This window comes from Thermodesulfobacteriota bacterium (genome assembly GCA_026415035.1).
Classification (GTDB): domain Bacteria; phylum Desulfobacterota; class BSN033; order BSN033; family UBA1163; genus RBG-16-49-23.
Genome location: JAOAHX010000019.1, coordinates 36,568 through 53,095, shown reverse-complemented (window position 1 = coordinate 53,095; position 16,528 = coordinate 36,568). Strand labels below are relative to the sequence as shown.

Annotated in this window: 20 protein-coding genes and 1 pseudogene; all 21 read left to right on the top strand. The window is 54.2% G+C overall.

Annotation, left to right across the window (positions count from 1 at the left end):
* Positions 1–29 precede the first annotated feature (29 nt).
* The 21 genes and pseudogenes from N3G78_11230 to N3G78_11130 all read left to right on the top strand — a co-directional run bounded on the left by N3G78_11230 (position 30) and on the right by N3G78_11130 (position 16,481).
* Positions 30–608 carry a DUF2318 domain-containing protein gene (locus tag N3G78_11230; protein ID MCX8118491.1) on the top strand — a complete coding sequence of 193 codons (579 nt, stop codon included), beginning with the start codon at positions 30–32 and terminating at the stop codon, positions 606–608.
* A gap of 4 nt (positions 609–612) precedes the next feature.
* The gene (locus N3G78_11225) at positions 613–1,773 is read left to right on the top strand and encodes an ABC transporter permease (GenBank protein ID MCX8118490.1); all 1,161 of its coding nucleotides are present in this window, start codon (positions 613–615) and stop codon (positions 1,771–1,773) included.
* Between the two features lie 23 nt (positions 1,774–1,796).
* Positions 1,797–2,477, top strand: coding sequence for an ABC transporter ATP-binding protein (locus tag N3G78_11220; protein MCX8118489.1), 681 nt, complete (start codon positions 1,797–1,799; stop codon positions 2,475–2,477).
* A 56-nt stretch (positions 2,478–2,533) separates the two neighbouring features.
* Entirely contained in the window at positions 2,534–3,187 is a 654-nt protein-coding gene (locus tag N3G78_11215) for a TVP38/TMEM64 family protein (GenBank protein MCX8118488.1), read from the top strand.
* Positions 3,180–4,115 (top strand): arsenosugar biosynthesis radical SAM protein ArsS, encoded by a 936-nt coding sequence (arsS, locus tag N3G78_11210; GenBank protein MCX8118487.1) that lies wholly within the window; start codon positions 3,180–3,182, stop codon positions 4,113–4,115. The genes N3G78_11215 and arsS overlap by 8 nt, the downstream gene beginning before the upstream one ends.
* Complete coding sequence (locus N3G78_11205; GenBank protein MCX8118486.1) at positions 4,112–4,834, top strand: TIGR04283 family arsenosugar biosynthesis glycosyltransferase; 723 nt, start codon at positions 4,112–4,114, stop codon at positions 4,832–4,834. The genes arsS and N3G78_11205 overlap by 4 nt, the downstream gene beginning before the upstream one ends.
* Entirely contained in the window at positions 4,804–5,436 is a 633-nt protein-coding gene (locus N3G78_11200) for a TIGR04282 family arsenosugar biosynthesis glycosyltransferase (protein ID MCX8118485.1), read from the top strand. Before N3G78_11205 ends, N3G78_11200 begins: the two co-directional genes overlap by 31 nt.
* A 72-nt stretch (positions 5,437–5,508) precedes the next feature.
* Positions 5,509–5,973 carry an Rrf2 family transcriptional regulator gene (locus N3G78_11195; protein MCX8118484.1) on the top strand — a complete coding sequence of 155 codons (465 nt, stop codon included), beginning with the start codon at positions 5,509–5,511 and terminating at the stop codon, positions 5,971–5,973.
* Between the two features lie 224 nt (positions 5,974–6,197).
* The gene (gene thrC / locus N3G78_11190) at positions 6,198–7,466 is read left to right on the top strand and encodes a threonine synthase (GenBank protein MCX8118483.1); all 1,269 of its coding nucleotides are present in this window, start codon (positions 6,198–6,200) and stop codon (positions 7,464–7,466) included.
* Positions 7,467–7,479: 13 nt separating this feature from the next.
* Positions 7,480–7,752: pseudogene (locus N3G78_11185) on the top strand (MoaD/ThiS family protein).
* Positions 7,729–7,995, top strand: a complete 267-nt coding sequence (locus N3G78_11180; protein ID MCX8118482.1) for an NIL domain-containing protein — start codon at positions 7,729–7,731, stop codon at positions 7,993–7,995. The pseudogene N3G78_11185 and the gene N3G78_11180 overlap by 24 nt, the downstream one beginning before the upstream one ends.
* 30 nt (positions 7,996–8,025) lie before the next feature.
* A complete protein-coding gene (locus tag N3G78_11175) occupies positions 8,026–8,988 on the top strand; it encodes a ThiF family adenylyltransferase (GenBank protein MCX8118481.1) in 963 nt (320 codons plus the stop codon).
* Between the two features lie 24 nt (positions 8,989–9,012).
* Complete coding sequence (locus N3G78_11170; GenBank protein ID MCX8118480.1) at positions 9,013–9,249, top strand: hypothetical protein; 237 nt, start codon at positions 9,013–9,015, stop codon at positions 9,247–9,249.
* A 106-nt stretch (positions 9,250–9,355) separates the two neighbouring features.
* Positions 9,356–10,108 carry a rhodanese-like domain-containing protein gene (locus N3G78_11165; GenBank protein MCX8118479.1) on the top strand — a complete coding sequence of 251 codons (753 nt, stop codon included), beginning with the start codon at positions 9,356–9,358 and terminating at the stop codon, positions 10,106–10,108.
* Between the two features lie 86 nt (positions 10,109–10,194).
* On the top strand, positions 10,195–10,656 hold the full coding sequence (locus N3G78_11160) for a M67 family metallopeptidase (protein MCX8118478.1): 462 nt from the start codon (positions 10,195–10,197) through the stop codon (positions 10,654–10,656).
* Between the two features lie 26 nt (positions 10,657–10,682).
* Entirely contained in the window at positions 10,683–11,693 is a 1,011-nt protein-coding gene (locus N3G78_11155; GenBank protein MCX8118477.1) for a cysteine synthase family protein, read from the top strand.
* 21 nt (positions 11,694–11,714) lie between these two features.
* On the top strand, positions 11,715–12,512 hold the full coding sequence (locus N3G78_11150) for a sulfide-dependent adenosine diphosphate thiazole synthase (GenBank protein ID MCX8118476.1): 798 nt from the start codon (positions 11,715–11,717) through the stop codon (positions 12,510–12,512).
* On the top strand, positions 12,509–13,366 hold the full coding sequence (locus N3G78_11145) for a hypothetical protein (protein ID MCX8118475.1): 858 nt from the start codon (positions 12,509–12,511) through the stop codon (positions 13,364–13,366). The genes N3G78_11150 and N3G78_11145 overlap by 4 nt, the downstream gene beginning before the upstream one ends.
* Positions 13,363–13,647: a hypothetical protein gene (locus tag N3G78_11140; protein MCX8118474.1), complete on the top strand. Its 285-nt coding sequence runs from the start codon at positions 13,363–13,365 to the stop codon at positions 13,645–13,647. Before N3G78_11145 ends, N3G78_11140 begins: the two co-directional genes overlap by 4 nt.
* Positions 13,648–13,987: 340 nt before the next feature.
* Positions 13,988–15,268: a TolC family protein gene (locus N3G78_11135; GenBank protein MCX8118473.1), complete on the top strand. Its 1,281-nt coding sequence runs from the start codon at positions 13,988–13,990 to the stop codon at positions 15,266–15,268.
* A 10-nt stretch (positions 15,269–15,278) separates the two neighbouring features.
* Positions 15,279–16,481 (top strand): efflux RND transporter periplasmic adaptor subunit, encoded by a 1,203-nt coding sequence (locus N3G78_11130; GenBank protein MCX8118472.1) that lies wholly within the window; start codon positions 15,279–15,281, stop codon positions 16,479–16,481.
* Positions 16,482–16,528: the final 47 nt, after the last annotated feature.

Below are 16,528 nucleotides of genomic sequence, written 5' to 3'. Positions count from 1 at the left end.
CGATAGGGGGGAGGAAGGAAGGGAAAGGGATGGAGAACGAATCTATCTTTCAAGAGAAAAGGGAGAAGGTCCTGGGAAAAAAGAGGAGAAGACCGGCATGGACCTATCTCCTCCTGCTCGGGGCCGCCCTCCTTCTTACGGGGGTGGCTTACGGCATTTTATCGGGGAGACGCGACCCCGGTCCTTCTCAACCCAGGGTAACCGAGAAGCTTGACTATCGCGGCCAGACGATCCGGATGGCAGAGGTTCAAGTGAAAGTGGAAAATGGAAAGATTCTCCTTCCCCTCCAGACGTTGAAGGAGAAGAAGATGGTCTGGTTCGAATATGAGGGAAATGGGCTGAGGGTCCCCCTCTATGCTTATCTGACGATGGCGGGCCGGGTGGTGACCGGGATCAGCCTGTGCGAGCCCTGCCGATCGACGCGCTTTCGGATCCAGGACCAGAAGCTCGTCTGCAATGCCTGTGATACGGAGTGGGAGATCGGGACCCACAGGGGGATCCGTGGGGGATGTATGGAATATCCACCGGAGATCATTCCAAGTTCCCTGGAAGGGGATTGGATCGTGATCGAGGAGAAGGCCATTTTGGAATGGAGACCAAGGGTCTGAGGGGATGAGGCTCAGGGACATTGCTATCAACAATCTCAGAAGGCGAAAGGCGAGGGTCTTCTTCCTGATCCTCGGTTTGTCCATCGGGGTGACGACCGTGGTCACCCTGATCTCGGTGACCCGGTTGATGGAGGGCGATATCGCACGAAAACTGGATGAATTCGGGGCCAATATCCTCATCCTCCCCAGGTCGGAGGACCTCTCCCTCTCCTACGGAGGGATGGTCATCGGAGGGTTGGCCGTGGACGTCCATCCTCTGAAGAATTCCGATGTTCCGCAGATCTGGGGGATCAAGGAGAGGGAGAGCCTCTTGGCGGTCTCTCCGAAACTGGCGGGCCATGTTGAAATGGAAGGGAGAAGATTCCCTCTGATGGGCGTCGATTTCCTGGAGGAACGACGAATCAAAAGGTGGTGGAAGGTGAGGGGGGAACTGCCCAAACAGGACGGGGAAGTCCTGCTCGGAAGCGAAGTGGCCGTTAGACTTTTCAAATCTCCCGGCGATGAATTGGCCCTCCACCAGCGGAAGCTGAGGGTTTCGGGAATCCTTGAGGAGACCGGCTCTAAGGACGACTTTTTCATCTACGGACCTCTCCGTTTGGTCCAAGAGGTCCTGAATCAGCCCGAGGGCCTCAGCCTGATCGAAGTCTCCGCCCTTTGCAACACCTGCCCGATCGAGGAGATCGTGAATCAGATATCGAAGCAATTGCCCCATGCCAAAGTGATGGCGATCAAACAGACTCTGCAGACGAAGATGGAGACCCTCGATCATTTCAAAAAATTCTCCGTGGGCCTCTCCTTCCTCGTCCTTCTCATCGGTGCGTTGATCGTCTTTACGAATATGATGGCCTCGGTCAACGAGCGGAGAAGGGAGATCGGAATCTTTCGGGCGATCGGCTTTCGAAAGTCCCATATCATTCGGATGATCTTCTTCGAGGCCCTCCTCGTCGGAATGATCTCCGGCGCGATCGGTTACCTCATAGGGTCCGGGATCTCTCGGGCCGTCGGTCCCTCCGTCCTCGGTCTGAAGGAGATCGGTGGGGCCTTTAACCCCGTCCTGCTCACCGGGGCCATCTCGTTTTCCGGACTCATCGGCGTCCTTTCAAGCCTTTACCCCGCCCTCAAGGCCTCAAAGATGGATCCCACAGAAGCCCTGAGGGCGCTTTAAGGGTCCCAAGGGAGATTGGCGAGGTGAGCCTGATCGAGGTCCGAGGTCTTTCCAAACGTTACGAGAGCGGAGCCGAGAAGGTTCACGCCCTTCAGGACATTCATCTCCGAATCGAAAAGGGGGAGTTCGTCGCCGTGATGGGTCCTTCGGGCTCTGGGAAATCGACCTTGCTGACGATCCTGGGAGGCCTCAACCACCCCACAACGGGAGAGGTCGTGGTCGATGGGATTCATCTCCATCGGCTCTCCCAAGAGGGCCTTGCCGATTTCCGGAGGGAGTATGTGGGCTTCGTCTTTCAATCCTTTCAATTAATCCCTTATCTCAATGTGATCGAGAATGTGATGCTCCCTCTGTCCATCACCGGGAGGCCCCATCGTGAGCAGGAGAAGATGGCGGAGGCGATCTTAATCCGAATGGGGTTGAAAGGAAAAGAGAAGAGGCTTCCGGATCAGCTTTCGGGAGGGGAGCAAGAGCGGGTGGCCATTGCCCGGGCGCTGGTCAACTCTCCACCCATTCTCCTGGCGGATGAGCCGACGGGCAACCTCGATTCGAGAACCGGGAAAGAAGTCATGGAGATCTTCAAGGGCCTCAATGGAGAGGGGCAGACGATCGTCATGGTCACGCACAACCCCGAGAATGCGGCTTATTGCTCGAGGACGATCCGGCTCCGGGATGGCCGGCTGGTCGATGGGCAGGGGGCATGAAACCACCCATTCCATGGAAAAAATGGATCGTCCTTTCACTCTTCGCAGGTGGTTTTTTGGCCTTCTTCCTGTTGGGAGGCGACCGGTATTTGAACTTCTCCACGATCAAGGCCAACCGGGATAGGCTCCTTTTCTACACCCAACACCATTACTGGCCCTTGCTCCTTGGCGCCCTGACCCTTTACACGGTTTCGACCGCCTTGAGCCTCCCCGTCGCTACGCCCCTCTCGCTTGCGATCGGGTTTCTCTTCGGCCTTTGGGTCGGAGTGGCGATCATCCTCGTTTCCGCGACCCTGGGGGCCACCCTCGTCTTTTTGGCGGCCCGCTATGTCCTGGCCGACTTCGTTCAGAGGAGGATGGGGAGGAGACTCCAACGAATGGTCTCTGAGTTCCATCAGAACGACTTCCATTACCTCCTCTTTATGCGACTCGTCCCTTTATTTCCCTTCTGGCTCGTCAATCTCGCCACGGCCTTCACGCCCATCAAAATCCAGACCTATGTGCTGGCCACGGCCATAGGCATCCTCCCCGGGGCCTTCGTCTTCACCAACTTAGGCCGATCGCTCGGCCAGATCGACTCTCCCGACCAGCTCCTCTCCTTCAAAACCCTGAGCGCCTTCCTCCTCCTGGGCCTCTTCGCGCTTTTTCCCGTATTGGTCAAAAGATATCGACCCCTCAAGGCGATGAAGAATGGAGCAACCGATGGTTGATTTTCCTTCTCTCTACCGAACCGATCTCGATGTCCTGCAGGTCAACCTGGGCTACCGATGCAATCAGAGATGCCTTCACTGTCACCACGATGCCGGGCCGGAGAGGACGGAGATGATGGATCGAACCACCGTCGATCAGGTGCTCGATTTTCTCCTCACCTCCCGGGTCAAAACCCTGGATCTCACGGGCGGAGCGCCAGAACTCCATTCCCATTTCCGTCACCTAATCCGTTCGGCTCGGGCCTTGGGCGTCCACGTCATCGACCGCTGTAACCTCACCGTCCTTGAAGAACCGGAGGCCGAAGGATTGGAGTTCTTTCTGGCCGAGCAAGGCGTCGAAATCATTGCCTCTCTCCCCTGCTATCTGGAGGAGAACGTGGACCATCAGCGTGGGAAAGGGACCTTCCAGAAAAGCCTCCGGGCCCTGAAGAGGCTCAATCATCTGGGGTATGGCAAGGAGGGATCGGGATTGGCCCTGAATCTGGTCTACAACCCTTTAGGTCCCTTCCTCCCTCCTTCCCAGACCCTCCTTGAACAGGAATACCGTAAGGCGTTGTGGGACCGTTACGGGATCGTCTTCAACCGCCTCTACGCCCTGGCCAACATGCCCATCCGCCGCTTCAACGGCCTGCTCACAGCGAAAGGGGTACGGTCAGATTATCTGGACCTCCTTCGGAGAAGCCACTGCCAAGAGAACCTCGCCTCCGTGATGTGCCGAAGCTTGATCAGCGTAGATTATCAAGGGTATGTGTACGATTGCGATTTCAACCAGGCCCTGGGTCTACCGATCCAGTGGGAGGGAAAGGAGAGGGTCCATCTCTCCGACCTGAAGGATTCGGACCTCCGTGGCCTCCCCATTCGGTTCGGAGAACATTGCTTCGGTTGTACCGCAGGCCAGGGGAGCAGTTGCACGGGAAGCCTGAGGTGAAGCTTTCTGTCATCGTCCCTGTCTACAACGAAGCCAAGGGGGTCGCCGAATCGCTCGGGGCCCTCCAACCCCTCCGCCAAGCTGGCCACGAGGTGATCGTCGTAGATGGCGGGAGCGAGGACAGAACTCCCGAGATCGCCGCTCCTTTGGCCGACAGGGTGGAGGTGGCGAGGCGAGGACGGAGCAGGCAGATGAACGAAGGAGCAAGACGGGCCAACGGAGAGGTGCTCCTCTTCCTCCACGCCGACACCCTCCTCCCCGATGGGGCGGACCGTGTGATCCAAGAGGCGATTTCGAGGAGTGGAAAGCCCTGGGGCCGCTTCGATCTCAGGCTTTCGGGTGACCATCCGGTCCTTCGAATCATTGAACGCCTCATCAACTGGCGCTCCCGCCTTTCGGGCATTGCCACCGGCGATCAGGCCATCTTCGTGAAGCGGGAGGTCTTCGAATCGATCGGAGGCTATCCGGAGATCGACTTGATGGAGGACATTGCCCTGAGCAAGAGGTTGAAGAAATGGAGCAGGCCCATCTGCCTCAGGACAAAGGTGATCACCTCGAGCCGGCGATGGGAGGAGAAGGGATACCTCCGAACGGTCCTCCTGATGTGGTCCCTCAGGTTGGCCTATTTTTTAGGAGTGGACCCCGATCGCCTCGTGAGGTTCTATTACCCGGATCTGAGAGGGTCCTCATGGTCCGATGCCAAACCAAGTGCAAGGTGATGGTTTTTGCGAAAGCGCCCATCCCAGGGTCGGTCAAGACACGGCTCATCCCCTCTATAGGCGTCAAATCCGCAACCGAGCTTTATGAAAAACTCCTCATAAAAACCCTGGAGATGGCTGTCGAATCGGAGGTGGGACCCGTCGATCTTTGGTGTACCCCTACGACAGACCATCCTTTCTTCTATCAGTGTCAAAAGAGGTTTGGCATCCACCTTTTTCAACAGGTTGGGGGAGACTTGGGGGAGAGGATGGCCCACGCATTTCGCGAGACCTTCACGAGTTGGTCCACGGCCATTCTGATCGNGTCAGATTGTCCTTCCTTGGTCAAGGAGGATTTGAAGGAGGCTGCCCGGTTATTGGCAACGGGTGCCTCCGCGGTTCTCAGCCCGGCAGAAGATGGGGGATACGTCTTGATCGGGCTGAGCAGGTTTAGCCCCGCTCTTTTTGAAGGCATAAATTGGGGATCCGAGAGGGTCTTTGAAGAGACAGAAAAGAGGTTAAGCAGGTTGGGGTGGGTTTGGAAGGGGCTTTCTGTAAAATGGGACGTGGATCGTCTCGAAGATTACGAGCGGCTGATCAGGTCCGGCCTGATCCCCATCTAAAAATTTTCAAGGATATCTTGACAAATATTATAAACAAAGTTATATTAGAATCACGCAAAAAAAGGTGTAAATATGAGGCTATCGACTAAGAGCCGTTATGGAGTGAGGGCGATATTCGATATTGCCTATCATTCTGACGGGTTAGAGACGCAGGTCAAGGACATTTCGAGGAGGGAGGGGATCTCTCCGAGATATATTGAGCAGATCTTCCAGAAGCTGAAAAAAGGGGGGATCATTAGCAGCAAAAGAGGGCCATCCGGAGGCTATTTTTTAAAGAAAAAGCCTGAGGAGATCACGATCGGGGATATCATCCGAATCACCGAAGGGGAGATAAACCCGGTCGCCTGTGTCGATCCTGAGGATTCGAGCAGGCCCTGCAAGAGATCTGGGGAGTGCATCACTGAGATCATATGGAAAGGGGCGGGCGATCGATTGAAGGAGTATTTCGATTCAATTACCATTCAGGACCTCTGTACAAAAGCCAAGGAGATGGGATTGAAGAAGGAGCAATCCCGAAATGTCATGTATTACATTTAAAAATTTTTTTCCAATATATCTTGACAAAATTTATAAACTATATTAACCTCATTTTCAAAGAGGGGGTAACATGCCGTCAAGAAGAAGGAAAGGTATCAATTTTTCAATGATAATGTAAAAGGGGATCCGGGGTGGTATGCCTGGATCCCCAAATTTTTATAAAAAAACCCGATAAAAATAATAAACAAACTCATAGAAAAATTTTTATTAATAAGGTGGACAATATGGGATACGTCAAAGGATTGAGATGTAGGGAGTGTAAAAGGGAGGTTCCGTTGGCCCCGGTTCACGTATGCGAATTCTGCTTCGGTCCCCTGGAGGTCGAATACGACTATGAAAGTATAAAAAGAAACCTCGACAGAAAGATGATCGAATCCAGACCCAAGACGATGTGGCGTTACAGAGAGCTCCTTCCTTTAAATTCGGAACCCTCCGTTGGACTCGAGGTTGGCTTCACCCCTTTAAAAAGGGCGGAGAGGCTGGCAGAGGTCCTCGGGGTAAAGGAGCTATATTTGAAGAACGATGCGGTCAATCATCCCACCCTTTCCTTCAAAGACCGGGTCGTTGCGGTGGCCATCTCCAAGGCCAAGGAATTCGGTTTTGAGGTGGTTTCGTGCGCCTCGACCGGGAATCTTGCCAACTCCGTAGCCGCCCTTGCCGCGGAGGGGGGGCTGACCAGTTACATCTTCGTCCCCCATGACCTTGAACAGGGAAAGATTCTCGGCACTTTGGTCTACGGGACAAACCTCATCGGAATCACAGGGAGTTATGACGAGGTGAACCGGCTTTGTAGCGAGATCGGCGAAAATTACAGATGGGCATTCGTCAATATCAATTTGCGGCCTTTCTATGCCGAGGGGTCGAAGACCTACGGATACGAAATTGCGGAACAGTTGGGCTGGAAGACCCCGAAGCATATCGTCGTGCCGATGGCGGGCGGATCCCTTATCACGAAGATCTGGAAAGGTTTCAATGAATTGGCCACGCTCGGCCTGATCGATTCCGTTCAGTGCAAAATCTATGGGGCTCAGGCAGCCGGGTCGAATCCGATCGTCGCCGCCTTCAAGGAGGGAATCGATTGGATCAGGCCTCAGAGGCCAAGAACCATCGCCAAATCCCTCGCCATCGGGAACCCCGCAGATGGCTACTACGCCCTGAAGACCATCCGGGAATCGGGCGGGATGGCCGAAGACGTCACCGATGAAGAGATCGTGGAGGCCATGAAACTGTTGGCACGCACCGAGGGGATCTTTACCGAAACCGCAGGAGGCGTGACGGTGGGGGTCACGAAGAAGTTGATCGAAAAGGGGGTCATCCCAAAAGACGAGTCGATCCTCATTTCCATCACCGGAAATGGGTTAAAGACCCAGGAGGCGATCCAGGACAGGGTAGGTCGCCCTGTCGTCATATCGGCCAAGTTTTCCGAATTTGAGAAGATCGTGGAACCCCAGCAGAAAAAGGGGCGAGAGAACCCGATTCAGGTTTCGATTTAAAGAGGAGGGAGAGATGAGCATCCGTGTGAGAATACCCACCCCACTCAAGAGGTTGACCGGGGAACAGGACGTTCTTTCCGCCGACGGGAAGACCGTCGGTGAGGTGATCGATTGGCTCATTGAGACCTATCCCGGCCTCAAAGAGAGGCTGAAGGATGAGCAAGGGGAGCTGAGGCGGTTCATCAATATCTATGTGAACGAAGAGGATATCCGCTTCATCCAAAACCTTGAGACCCCTGTCAAAGACGGGGATCAGATCTCCATCATCCCGGCCATCGCGGGAGGGACCACCCTGAAAAGGAAGGTCACGCTCACCTTTCCTCCCGAAAAGATCCAGGAGCCTGTTATCTACAAGATCGGCCATCTTTTCAAAATCGTCACGAACATTCGGAGTGCCAACGTCACCGAGAACGTGGGTTGGGTCACCCTGGAGATCGACGGAGAGGAGGAAGAGTACTTAAAGGCCCTCGAATATTTAAAGGGAATTGGGGTCAAGGTTGAGCCCGTCGAAAAGGATGTCGTGGTCTGAGTCCGGGGTCACCGGTGGGAGGAAAAAAATATGAACCAGTCCATCAAAGATCTTTTCTGGAAAGTGGCGGGGCCTCTCCTCCGGAAGGCCCTGAAGGAGAAGTACAAAGACGTGTCCGAGTTGTCCATCCAGGAGGTCCACCAACTGCTCAAGAGGGGGGAAAAGGTGGCCCTCTTGGATGTCCGGGAAAAGGAGGAGCTGGCCCTGGGGTATCTCAAAGATTCGATCTTCATCCCGAGGGCCCAGCTCCCCGAAAAGGCGGAGGCCCTTTTGCCCGACAAAGAAACCCCGGTGGTGGTTTATTGTGCAGCAGGTGTCCGCTCCCTCCTGGCGGCCAAGACGCTGAGAGAGATGGGCTACAAGCGGGTTGCCTCGATGAGGGAGGGGATCGAAGGGTGGAAGAAGGCCGGATATGACGTGGCCAGCGATACGGGGTTGACCTCCTTACAGCTTTCCCGATATAGCCGCCACATCCTATTGCAAGAGGTGGGAGCGGAGGGGCAGTTGAAGCTTCTGAACGCCAAGGTCCTCCTGATCGGAGCAGGAGGTCTGGGTTGTCCGATCGCCATCTATCTGGCTGCGGCCGGAGTGGGAACATTGGGGATCATCGACGACGATCGGGTCGACCTGACGAATCTTCAGCGGCAGATCCTTCATCGCACCTCGGATGTGGGCCGCCCCAAGACCGAGTCCGCGAAAGAGGCCATCGCCAGGCTCAACCCCGATGTCAAGGTCATCACCTATCAGGAAAGGCTCTCCGCCGAGAATGCGATGAGGATCTTTCAGGACTACGATATCATCGTCGATGGTTCGGACAACTTCCCCACGAAATACCTGGTCAACGACGCCGCCTTCTTCTCCGGCAAACCCTTCGTTTTCGGAGGGGTCTTCCAGTTCGAGGGCCAGGTGAGCGTCTTCGCACCCAACCGGGGAGGCCCCTGCCTTCGTTGTCTTTTCCCCGAGCCTCCTCCGGCAGGGCTCGTGCCCAGCTGAAACGAGGCCGGTGTCCTGGGAGTTGTGCCCGGGCAGGTTGGACTTTTTCAGGCCACGGAGGCGATCAAATTGATCCTCGGTATAGGGAAACCCCTGATCGGTCAATTCCTCATTTACAATGCCCTCGATGTAGAGTTCAAACAATTTCCGGTCAGGAAGAATCCCTCTTGCCCGCTTTGCAACGAGAAGCCGGTGATCAAAGAGCTCGCCAGTTATCAGGAGGCCTGTGGGTTGGATGGCCATCCACAGGCCACGGTTTAAATGGGGGGAGAAAGGACGGAAGAAGATGGCTCATTGGAGGTGTTTATTAAAGCGTTTCGGAAAACCTTTCATCCTTTTTTCCCTTGTCTTTTTTGGAACGGGGCCCTTGGGATCCTCGGCCTTTGCCGTCCCAAACGGTGGCTATGCACGACCCGAGCTGATCATTCAGCCCGAGGAATTGAAGGCCCTCATCGATCGGAGGGTCCCTGAGCTTCGAATCATCGATGTAAGAGAAAAAATAAAGTATCTCGCAGGCCATATTCCTGGGGCCGTGAACATTTGGAGGCCCGATATCACCGACAAAGACCACCCCCTTCCGGGAATGATGGCCCCGCAACGCCAGATCGAGGAGCTGATGGCTAGGCTCGGGGTCAGCAACCATCACACCTTGGTGATCTATTCGGATGGACCGGATGCGGCCCGTCTCTGGTGGATCTTGGCCTACTATGGTTTCCCGATCTCCCGGATGAAATTATTGGATGGGGGCGTGGAGGGATGGAAGGCCAAGGGTTATCCGACCGAGATGGTCCCCCCTTCGACGAGCCCGGCTCCATTCAAACTCCCGGGAAAGACCAGCACGACCGAGCCCCTTCTCTGCGGTTTGCCAGAGGTAAGGGGGGCTTTAAAAGACCCGAAAAAGGTGGTCCTCGATGTGAGGGCGAGCAAGGAATACCTCGGAGAGGAGGCGCTGACGGGTGCGGCCAAACCCGGACGGATCCCAGGCGTGAAATGGATCGAGTGGAGAGAGGTGCTCGTCAAGGAAGGGCCTTACAAGGGCTTCTGGAGGCCGGCCGAGGAGATTCGGAAACTCTTTGCCGATATCGGGGTCACCCCGGACAAAGAGGTCCATATTTACTGACACTCCGGGGTCCGTTCGACTCACAGTTTGGTGAGTCTCTATCTGATCGGTTTCCCCCTGGAGAGGTTGAGAAACTACGACGGTTCATGGATCGAATGGAGCCGGAGCGAAGAACCCATCGAAGTGGGTCCTCCGAAAAAGTAGAGCGGAACGTGTTGAAGATTCCAAAGACGATCTACGAAAGGATGATCGCCCATGCCCAAAGGGAGGCCCCCCTCGAATGTTGCGGGATTCTGGCCGGCCGGGACGGAAGGGTCGAGAGGGCCTTCGAAATGCGAAACCAAGAACAGAGTCCAACGCGGTACTCCCTTTCGCCTTTGGATCAGTTGAAGGTCTTCGACGAAATGGAGAAGGATGGGTTGGAGATGGTGGCCATCTACCATTCCCATACCCATACGGATCCCTATCCGTCGAAAACGGACATCGAACTGGCCTTCTATCCGGAAGTGACCACGGTGATCGTTTCCCTGAAAGAGGATCCACCCCTCGTGAGGGCTTATAAAATTAAAGAAGAAACGGTTCATCCCGAGGAGATCGAGATCGTTTAATTTTTCTGTCACTATGGGAGGCTCTCATGGAAGCCCTTCCTTTAAAACAGGCGGTGGAATCCGTTCAAAGAGAGGGGAAAGAGGACCGTTACTCCCTTCTCACCCAGATCGGAAACACCCCCTTGATCCAGATCCGTCAGTTGGCGCGGCACCTCCGAAAGGTTGAGATCTACGCCAAGGCCGAATGGCTCAACCCGGGCGGCTCCGTAAAGGACCGTGCCGGATATAAGATTATTGAGGATGGGGAGCGATCGGGTCTATTGACCCGGGACAAGATCATCCTCGACTCCACTTCGGGCAATACGGGGATTGCCTATGCCATGATCGGGGCGGTCAAAGGCTACAGGGTTCAACTGGTCGTCCCGGCAAACATCAGCGAGGAGAGGAAGAAGGCGCTGGAGTCTTACGGGGTGATGTTGGTCTATACCGATCCCATCCTGGGGTCGGATGGGGCCCTGATCGAAGCGAGAAAGATCTACGAGGCCAACCCGGATCGCTATTTTAAGGCCGATCAATACAACAATCCTTCGAACTGGAAGGCTCACTACGAGACCACAGGGGTCGAAATCTTCTACCAGACCGGCGGGAGGGTGACCCACTTCGTGGCTGGGGTTGGGACGGGCGGAACCTTGATGGGGACAGGAAGGAGACTGAGGGAATTCAACCCCAACATCAAACTCTATGGCGTACAGCCGGACAGTGGTTTTCATGGGATCGAAGGCTTGAAGCACATGGAAACCGCGATCAAGCCGGGCATCTATGACGAAAGCCTTCTGGATGGCACCTTCTTCGTGAAGACGGAAGATGCCTTCGAAATGGCCAGGCGCCTCACCCGGGAGGAGGGGCTCTGGGTCGGACCTTCCTCGGGAGCGGCCTTCTGGGCCTCCCTCAAACTGGCCGAAGCGATCGGAGAGGGTCTGATCGTAACGATCTTTCCCGATGGGGGCGCACGGTATCCGGAATATTGCATCGATTGCGAGAAACAGAAGATCAGGCTTTCGAAGGAGTACCCCCAGTATGCTCCTTCAGCCCGATGATCTCTCGAGGAGGTATAGGTCATGTCCGAGGAGAAAGGAAAGATCTTTGCACCCGTGAGCGAAAAAGAAGTGACCCGAGCCATCGTGGAGGGGTTCGCCAAACAGTTCATCGAGTATGTGGAGAGCGATTGTCTCATCATCGGTGGGGGGCCCAGCGGATTGATGGCCGGACGGGATCTGGCTTTGAAGGGCCTGAGGGTCTTGATCGTCGAGAGGAACAACTATATCGGCGGAGGGTTCTGGATCGGGGGATATCTGATGAACAAGCTGACGGTCCGGGAGCCGGGTCAGAAGATCCTCGGGGAATTGGGAATCCCTTACGAGAAAGTGACCGAGGGACTCTATGTCGCCGATGGTCCCCATGCCTGTTCCAAGCTGATCGCCTCGGCGTGTGATGCAGGGGTGAAGTTTGCCAACATGACCATATTCGATGACGTCGTCCTCAAAGAAGGCAACCGGGTCCGGGGGGCGGTGGTCAACTGGACTCCGGTTGAAGCGCTTCCCCGGGAAATAACCTGTGTTGACCCTATCGCGCTCGAGGCGAAAGTAGTCGTCGATTCGACAGGCCACGATGCCTGCGTCGTCAAAAAACTGGAGGAGAGGGGCCTGATCAAGACCTCCGGATACGGTGCGATGTGGGTCGAGGCCTCCGAAGATCTCGTGGTACAACATACGGGAGAGGCCTATCCAGGATTGGTGGTGACGGGAATGGCAGTGGCGACCACCTTCGGCCTTCCAAGAATGGGGCCGACCTTCGGCGCCATGTTGCTTTCAGGCCGAAAAGGGGCGGAGGTCATCCTGAAAAAGCTGGGCCAATGAGAGGGATTCCCAAGGAAGGAGATGCTCATCCCCTGCCCTCCCACATTCAATTTTATATCGAGGGCGACCTCAGCGGGATAAACTTAGAATCTTTAAAAGGGTATCTCCAAGAAAAGACGGGCATCCCGGTTTTGGGGGGAGGCAATGTTTATCAATCCCTTTCACCGGACCGGATCGAGATCTTGGCAAGGAAGTTTGCCGGGATAAGAATCAAAAATCCCAAAAGGCCTTTGCCCAAAACGGTCTTTGAGGTCGAAGTCCAATACGAGATGGATCGGATGAGAGACCCAGGTTGGCAGCTCTACGGGATCCCTTATGAGGGGGCCCTTTATCAACAACTAATTCACGATCTCGTCTTCGAAGGCCGGTTGAGCGAGGAGGAGTGTACGATCCTCTTTACGAACCAACTGATCGCTACATGGGACCCCGACGATTGGCATTTCCATATTCGGATAAGTCTTTACGGGTTTCCCCATCTGATCTCTATCCCGGGGATCGTGTCAGGGCCGGCAAGGCCGAGAGAGTATTATGTGAAGAAACAAAAGGGAATCCCGATCGAATGGCTCAAAGAGGAATATAAAGGGAAATTTATAGACCACGGAGATCCGAGGATGACAGAAGTGCTTAAAGGATATGTCCTTCAAGCCTTCATGTACAATCTTGAGGGGGACCCTTTTTGTGACGATCCGGATTGTCGCCTCTTTAATAGTCATTGGCAAGAGGAGATGATCCATGCCCAGTTGGACGGAGCATATGAATTTTGCCCGAGACACGAAGAGGTTCTTCGTCAGGTGAAGACCGGGATCAAAGGGTGGAATCTCAACACCTCCTTGAATGGGGAGGGGGCGGCATGAAAAAGATTCTTAACCTCCTCATCCTCATCGGTCTTCTTCTCTCATACTTCCCAACGGAAATCCTGAGTAGGTGCTCGGAGACCGAAAACGCGGAAAAATGGGAGAAGGGATGTGGATTTGCCTTTCATTGTCCCATGGTTTCCGAAAGAATAACCCCCCTCCCTTCGAACCTTATTTTGTTGGGATATGCTGAACTACCCAATGTATTTAAGTTATTGGATAAACTGCCCTATTTTTTCTTTCACCCTCCAAAATGGGTTGAAAGTAGAGCGGGGAGGTGAAGGAATGGCATAAGATTTGCCTATAATAATAATCAAGAACATGTGTTTATTAAACCGGGGAATTTAACAAAGCCATTTTCTAAATACCGGTTTGATGTAACTTATAGAAATTAAAAGAAAAGCTCTTGGCCTTAGACCTAACGAAAAGATTAGGTCCCAAGTCTAAGCCTTCACCCCCCTAAGGTTTAGCCTCTTGGCCAAGAGCTTTTCTGTTTGATAATAAGACGAATGGGGTCGTAATCAATACATATCATCCGATGATTTGGTTTTAAGAGAGATAAGATTCGAAATGTTTGCGGCCCCTTTAAAGATTTGAACCTTCCGGCAAAAGGAGTGGCTCATGGCTATCAAATCCATAAAGAAATTTTTAATATCTTCAATCCTTCTACAGTTTTTTATATCCTCCCCTCCTGGCCTTGGAGAAAACGGGGGGCTAAAATTGGACTTGTTGATCGAGGAGGTTCTCCATAACCACCCAGAGATCATAGCCTCGAAGAAGAGATGGGAAGTGTATAAGGAGAGAATTCCCCAGGCTCGCAGCCTACCTGACCCGATGCTCTCTTTTGGGGTAACCAATCTACCCACGAACTTCAGTTTTAAAGATGAAGATATGACGATGAAGGAGATCTCCCTCTCTCAGACGTTTCCTTTTTATGGAAAGAGGCGGCTGATGGCCGAGATGGCCGAGCGAGAGGCCGAGGCGGTCTTCAACGAGATCCAGGAGAAGACAAACCGGGTCGTCAAAGAGGTAAAAACCACCTTTTTCGAGCTCACCTTCGTCTACCAATCGATCGAGATCGCCAAGAAAAATAAAGAGGTCTTGGAGAGTTTCGCAAAGATCGCAGAAACCCAATACGGCCTCGGCACAGGAATACAGCAGGACGTCCTGAAAGCCCATATCGAAGTTTCCAAGATGGTCGATGAGCTGATCCTGTTGGGCCAGAAGAGACGAGCCCTCGAGGCAAGGCTGGGAGCCCTTTTGAATCGTCCCATGGAAAATCCGATGGGGAGGCCAGAAGAGGTCCCCTTTATGAAATTGACCCTCCCTCTGGAGGAACTTCAAAAAATGGCCTTGGAGGAGAACCCGGTCTTGAAGGGGATGAAGAAGATGATCGAATCCAAGGGAAAGGCCCTTGAAGTGGCCCGGCGGGAGTATTTTCCCGATCTCACGTTAAGGGTTGCCTATGGTCAAAGGGACAACGGGCCTGAGGTAAAGCGGAGGGATATGTTGACGGGAATGGTGGAAATGAATCTTCCTATTTTCTATAAGTCCAAACAGGAACGGAAGGTTGCCGAGGCAAAGGCCGATCTCCAGGGTCTTGAGGCCCAGTATCGGGCGATGAAGAATGAGATTCTATACCTGGTGGCGGAGCTGGCCTCGATGGTGGAGAGGATCAAGAGGCAGATCGAACTCTACAAGACCGGTATCCTCCCTCAGGCGAGCCACCAGGTGGCTTCGGCCCTGAGCGCCTACAGGGTGGGGAAGGCCGATTTTATGACCCTCCTCGATAGCAGGATGACCCTCTACCGGTATGAGTTGGAATATCATCAGGCCATAGCCGAATATCATAAAACGATTTCCAACCTCGAAGCGGTGGTTGGAAGGCGTTTCAATCCTTAAGGAGTCGCCAATGAAAAGGATCGTTTCGATCTGTCTGCTCTTTCTCATGGGAATTTTGACGGGTTGCGGGAAAGAGACGGTCAGCCATCAGGAGCACCTTTCCGGGGTCAAACCGGATGAGAAGAGAGTGGAGGATCTCGACATCAAGGGACTCACCATGGAATCGATCCAGAAAGAGGGGAAGATGCAAGAGTTGACGCCCGGGACCGTCCAGATCACGGCCGAGCGTCAGCAGTTGATAGGGATCAAAATGGGGACCGTGGAGATGAGGCCCCTTGAAAAGGTGATCCGCACGGTCGGGAGGGTGGATTTTGATGAGAGAAAAGTGGTGACCATTTCGTCCAAGACCGGCGGCTGGATCGAGGAGCTTTATGTCGATTTCACCGGCAGGTTCGTCAGGCAGGGGGAACCGCTCTTGACCCTTTATAGTCCCGAACTGGTCTCTGCTCAGGAGGAATATCTCATCGCCCTGCGTGCGAAGGGGGATCTGATGAAGAGCTCCTTTCCGGAGGTGGCGGCCAGTGGAAATTCCCTTGCCGATTCGGCCAAACGGAGGCTCAAACTCTGGGATGTGAGTGACGATCAGATCAAGGCCTTGGAAGAGAGCGGCCAACCGAAGAAGACGATCACCCTTTATGCCCCTTATGGCGGCTTCGTTTTGGAGAAGATGGCTTATAAGGGGATGAACGTGATGCCCGGCATGTCCCTCTTCAAGCTGGCGGACCTCTCTACCGTTTGGCTCTATGCCGACCTCTACGAATATGACCTCCCTTTCATCCGACCCGGGCAGCTGGCCACGATCCAGCTCTCCTATCTTCCGGGGGAGACCCTCACCGGCCATGTGACCTATATCTACCCCTCTTTAAACCCGGAGACGCGGACGGCGAAGGTGAGATTTGAATTTCCCAATCCCCAGGGAAGATTAAAGCCCGAGATGTTTGCCCATGTGGAAATCAAGGTGCCCCTCGGCAGGAAGCTGGTGGTTCCGGAGGGCGCGGTGATCGATACCGGAATGAGGCAGATGGTCATCGTCGATAAGGGCGATGGCTATTTCGAGCCGAGGGAGGTCAAAGTCGGGGCGAAGGTCGATCATTATTACGAGGTCCTCAGGGGATTGAAGGTGGGAGAGCGCGTCGTGACAAGCGCCAACTTCCTCATCGACTCCGAATCGAGGCTCAAAGAGGCGGTCGGCGCAATGGGCCATGCGCATTAAATGGGATTTACGACCGTGTCCGCATTCTCCCTCTCTTTTTGGAGGAG